General features: G+C 66.2%; 6 protein-coding genes. All 6 read left to right on the top strand.

Annotation, left to right across the window (positions count from 1 at the left end; genetic code table 11):
- Nucleotides 1-407, top strand: a 407-nt coding sequence (locus tag VF497_RS02360; RefSeq protein ID WP_330885873.1) for a VWA domain-containing protein, incomplete at its 5' end; no start/stop codon positions are given.
- A gap of 11 nt (nucleotides 408-418) precedes the next feature.
- Nucleotides 419-1450, top strand: coding sequence for an XdhC family protein (locus VF497_RS02355; protein ID WP_330885871.1), 1032 nt, complete (start codon nucleotides 419-421; stop codon nucleotides 1448-1450).
- A complete protein-coding gene (locus VF497_RS02350) occupies nucleotides 1447-2085 on the top strand; it encodes a nucleotidyltransferase family protein (RefSeq protein WP_330885869.1) in 639 nt (212 codons plus the stop codon). Before VF497_RS02355 ends, VF497_RS02350 begins: the two co-directional genes overlap by 4 nt.
- Before the next feature lie 107 nt (nucleotides 2086-2192).
- A complete protein-coding gene (locus tag VF497_RS02345) occupies nucleotides 2193-2648 on the top strand; it encodes a hypothetical protein (protein WP_330885867.1) in 456 nt (151 codons plus the stop codon).
- Nucleotides 2602-3114 (top strand): iron-sulfur cluster assembly scaffold protein, encoded by a 513-nt coding sequence (locus VF497_RS02340; protein ID WP_330885865.1) that lies wholly within the window; start codon nucleotides 2602-2604, stop codon nucleotides 3112-3114. The genes VF497_RS02345 and VF497_RS02340 overlap by 47 nt, the downstream gene beginning before the upstream one ends.
- Nucleotides 3114-3997: GTP 3',8-cyclase MoaA (gene moaA, locus VF497_RS02335; protein WP_414706831.1), on the top strand; the 884-nt coding region annotated here is incomplete at its 3' end. The genes VF497_RS02340 and moaA, both read left to right, overlap by 1 nt.

The raw sequence follows: 3997 nt of genomic DNA, 5'->3' as shown, positions 1-3997 counted from the left end.
CACAGTTGACGAAAGTCAGCGAAGCGCTGCGCGATCCCGATCCTTGGCGCGCGCAGGAACGTCTGCAGATGCTGTCGGCCGGCTGGGCAGGCGGGACGCGCATCGGCGAATGCCTGGCGCAGTTCGAGCGCGAACACGCGGGACTTGCGCACGCACGCAGCGCGCTGGTCGTCGTCAGCGACGGTTACGACACTGGCGATCCCGAGCTGCTGTCGCGCACGGTCGCGCGGCTGCGCCGGCGCGTGCGGCGCATCGCCTGGCTGAACCCCCTGGCGGGTCGCGAGGACTACCTGCCCTCCGCACGTGGCATGCAGGCCGCTCTGCCGCATCTGGACCTGCTCGCGCCGGCGCACGACTTCGCCAGCATCGAGCGCGCGCTGCCACGCATCGTGCAGGCGCTGTGTTGAAGGAGATGGCGATGAAACTCATCGATCTCGATGAACTCTCGCGCGAACTGACGCAACAGCGCCGTGCGCATGCCTGGGTCACCGTGATCGCCGTTCGACCACCAAGTTCCGCCTACGTCGGCGCGCAGGCCGTAGTCGAAGCCGACGGCGAACTGCACGGCTGGGTCGGTGGCGGTTGCGTGCAGGGCACCGCACGCGCGGTCGCGATGCAAGCGATCGCCGACGCAGCGCCGCGGCGCGTTCGCCTGTCCAACGACGGCGAGATACGCGACGGCGTCGATGTCGTTCCCATGCAATGCGTAAGCAATGGCGAGGTGGAGATGTTCGTTCAACCCAAAGCCGTGACGCCGCGGTTGCGCATCTATGGTGCCACGCCAGTTGCGCGTGCGGCGGCTTGGTTCGCGCGCGAAACCGATTTCGATCCGATCACCGACGCCGAAGCTGCGGACATGGAGTCCGTTGCGGAAGCCTTTGGTCAGACCCAGCCCAAGGCGGCGCTGCAGCGCGAAACCTATGCTTTGATCGCCACCCAGGGCGATGGCGACGAGAACGCGCTTGAGCATGCATTGCGCTCGGACGTGCAGGCGGTACTGTTGGTTGCGAGCACGCGCAAGACCGCTCGTCTGCGCGAGGCGATGATGTTGCGCGGCATCGCCGAGGATCGCCTCGCCGCGCTGCACGCACCGGCAGGGCCGGACATCGGCGCGGTGACGCCGAATGAAATTGCACTCGCGGCCGTCGCCGGTCTCGTCGCGCTGCGGCACGGGCGCGCCACCAAGACGATTCCAGCACGGCGCGAGTCTTCGCCACTGAGTGCGCCGGTACGCGCCGCACGCGCCTACGTCGCCGAGGCCGTCGGCTACGTCAATCCAGTCTGCGGCGCCATCGTCGATCCGGCGCGCGCGATGAGCAGCTTGACGATGGAAGGCCAGACGCATTATTTCTGCTGCCAAGGGTGCCGCACGGAATTCGAACGCGATCCAGCAAAATACCTTGCCATTGGGGTGCGTATGCGCGCACCTGCTGTGAGCGCTCACGAATGAACGCGCTGCCGTTTTCCGCCATCTTGCTGGCCGCTGGCAATTCCTCGCGCATGCACGGCCAATTCAAACAGTTGCTGCTGTTGCCGACGGCGCATGGCGACGAACCCGCCGTGCGCATCGCCGCGCAAACGCTGCTGGGCTCGGAACCGGAAGAAGTCGTCGTCGTCACGGGCCATCGCGGCGGTGAGGTGATGGCAGCCCTCAACGGCCTGCCGCTTGCGTTCCAGCCCAATCCACGTTGGCCGGAAGGGCAGATAACCTCGGTCGTCGCCGGGCTTGCCGCATTGCGCAAGCCGTGCTCCGCGGTGATGATCTGCCTCGCCGATCTCGTGCTGGCGCAACCGGAGGACTACCGCGCGCTCGCCCGGACGTTCGCAAAGCTGCCGCGCGACGCGATTCTCGTTCCACATCACGACGGCGCACGCGGCAATCCGGTGGTCTTCGCCGCCAGCCGCGTTCCGGAAGTGATTTCCGGCACGGTGAACCCCGGTTGCCGCAAACTGATCGAGAATCATCCGGACGACGTCGTGAAGTTCGAGGTCGGCCACGACCGCTTCACGAACGACATGGACACACCGGACGACTATGCCCGCGTGCACAAGCATCTGGCCAGCGCGTACGGGTGTACGGCATGATCGGGACGCCGCCCGCCGCGTGGCTCGCCGTCGGCTTCAGCGTGGCGGCTAGCTGCTGCGCGCTCGCGGCCCTGAGTCCGAGGCACAGGCGCGCCGCCATCGGCGCAATGTTCGCGTTCTCATGCGCCGGGATGTTTCTGGGCCTTGCCGTGGACGCGGAGCATGGTCGGATACTCGCTTTCGCCACCCTGTGCGAAAGTGGCGGCCGCGACTGGCTCGGCGGCTTGCGCACGCACTGGCTGGAGTTGCCCTGGATGCACGGCGGCATGCTGGCCGGCGCAGTGCTTGCGATGCCGTACGCAGCGGCGTCGCGCGGGCACGTGCCGCGTTGCGCACGCGCAGCCTCGCATTGCCTCTGCTGCGTGCTGATGCTGGCCGGAATGAATTTGGCCATGCTGCCCTGGCAAGGCGGCGTCTTGCGGCCCGACCCATTGTCGCTCGCCGGGGTGATGACGGGAGGGATGGCCTGGAGCATGGCGCTATGGCTGCTACTCGAGCGCGGGGCGGGTATCGTGTATGGCCTACTCGCCGTCGAACCTGCTGGTTACCGAAATGACGGTTGATACGCTCGCCTTCTATCACGACGTTGTGCTGAAGCACAGCCGCGATCCACGCGGCTTCGGCACGCTTGTCAACTACACGCATGCCGCCGATACGGTCAACGCGTTGTGCGGCGACCGACTACGCGTCGAGGCAAATTGCGCCGGAGGCAGCATCGCCGAACTGCGCTTCTCCGGCGAGGCGTGCGCGATTTCGATTGCCAGTGCCTCCATGATGAGCGAGGCAGTCGTTGGCAACAATGCGACGGAGGTGTTTACGTTGTTCACTCTCTTTTCGCGCTTCATCGCCCGCGAGTGCGACGGAGCCTCACTGCCAGTGAACCTGCGTTGCTTTTCCCCGCTTCGCCATCATGCAGCCCGGCGCGACTGCGCGCTGCTACCTTGGACTACGCTACTGGCCGCGCTCGCACCCGGTGACAGCCTTAGCAATGGTGCGAAGCATGGAACTGCAACGAGCGGCGTTGCGTGATCGGCAGGGCGATTCCGATCGAACAGTTTTCCGTGGGCCGCGGCGTGGCGCCGCGCGATGCGCTGGCACGGCCGCTGCGCGACCTGCGCATCTCGGTGATCGACCGCTGCAATTTCCGTTGCCCGTACTGCATGCCCGAAGACCAGTACGCGCAGGACTACGAATTCCTCAGCAAGGATCAGCGCCTGCGTTTCGAGGAAATCGAGCGCCTCGCGCGCGCCTTCGCCGCGCTCGGCGTGCGCAAGCTGCGCCTGACTGGCGGCGAGCCGCTGCTGCGCCGCGACCTGCCGCATCTGGTCGAGCAGCTCGCGCGCATTTCCGGCATCGACGACATCGCGATGACGACCAACGGCGTGCTGCTGCCGAAGTTCGCCCAGGTGTTGCGCGACGCCGGCCTGCATCGCCTGACCGTGTCGCTCGATACGCTCGATGCGGATACGTTCCGCAAGTTGTCCGGCGGTCGTGGCGAAGTTGCCGAAGTGCTTGCGGGCATCGAAGCCGCCGAGCGCGCCGGTTTCTCGAAGATCAAGCTCAATTGCGTCGTCATGCGTGGCGTCAATGATGCGCAGGTGCTCGATCTGGTCGAGCGCTTCCGCGGCACCGGGTATATCGTGCGCTTCATCGAATACATGGACGTCGGCACGGTCAACCACTGGCGCGGCGACGCGGTGGTGCCAAGCGCCGAGCTGATCGCGCGCATCGGCGCGCGCTGGCCGCTGGAATCGCTGCAGCCGAACTATCGCGGCGAAGTCGCCGAGCGTTACCGGTTTGCCGACGGCGCGGGCGAAGTGGGTTTCATCAGTTCAGTTTCGCAGCCGTTCTGCGGCGATTGCTCGCGCGCACGCCTGTCGGCCGACGGAAAACTGTATACCTGCCTGTTCGC

This window comes from Rudaea sp. (genome assembly GCF_036383415.1).
In the GTDB taxonomy this organism is placed as follows: Bacteria; Pseudomonadota; Gammaproteobacteria; order Xanthomonadales; family Rhodanobacteraceae; genus Rudaea.
This window is presented reverse-complemented; position numbering and strand designations above follow the sequence as displayed.

Coding starts and splice junctions, on each gene's coding strand:
- VF497_RS02340 (WP_330885865.1), top strand. CDS start 2,602: ATGGCCTACTCGCCGTCGAACCTGCTGGTTACCGAAATGACGGTTGAT.
- VF497_RS02350 (WP_330885869.1), top strand. CDS start 1,447: ATGAACGCGCTGCCGTTTTCCGCCATCTTGCTGGCCGCTGGCAATTCC.
- VF497_RS02345 (WP_330885867.1), top strand. CDS start 2,193: ATGTTCGCGTTCTCATGCGCCGGGATGTTTCTGGGCCTTGCCGTGGAC.
- VF497_RS02355 (WP_330885871.1), top strand. CDS start 419: ATGAAACTCATCGATCTCGATGAACTCTCGCGCGAACTGACGCAACAG.